The following is a 609-nucleotide window of genomic DNA, read 5'->3' on the forward strand; positions in this document are numbered from 1 at the left end:
TAAGAATCTGTGGCGTTGCCAGCTTGAAGACAACACCCTCTACATCATTGAGAAAGAAACCGATATGAATGACGTAAACACATCCGAAACACTCACAGACCACCAGCAACTGCCTGTGGAACTCACGTTCGACATCGGCCACCAAACTGTCACGTTGGAGCAACTCAACCAACTGCAACCTGGGTACGTTTTCGAGCTCAACCAACCGGTGTCTAAGCCCGTGACACTGCGCGCGAATGGTAAAATCATTGGTGAATGTGAACTGGTAAACGTCAACGATCATTTAGGTGTACGTGTGCTTGAATTATTCGGCGGCACTCAGGAGCCGGCATGATTCAGTTACCTGATGAGCTAAACCTCATTGTCAGCCTTGCGCTGCTGGCATTGATCCCGTTTATCGCCATGATGGCGACCTCATTTGTGAAACTCGCGGTCGTGTTTTCGCTGCTGCGAAATGCGCTTGGCGTACAACAGATTCCGCCGAATATGGCGCTGTATGGCTTAGCGATCATTTTGTCGATTTTCATCATGGCACCGGTTGGCTTTGAAACGTACGATTACGTAAAACAGCACGACATTTCTTTGGAAGACTCTGCCAGCGTTGAGGGC

General features: G+C 49.3%; 2 pseudogenes. Both read left to right on the forward strand.

What is annotated here, in order from left to right:
* Window positions 1-334, forward strand: a pseudogene (gene vscQ, locus R7040_RS27810) (SctQ family type III secretion system cytoplasmic ring protein VscQ); the annotation flags it as partial.
* A pseudogene (vscR, locus tag R7040_RS27815) lies at window positions 331-609 on the forward strand (SctR family type III secretion system export apparatus subunit VscR); the annotation flags it as partial. The pseudogenes vscQ and vscR, both read left to right, overlap by 4 nt.

The sequence above is a fragment of the Vibrio sp. 1069 genome (genome assembly GCF_033340555.1).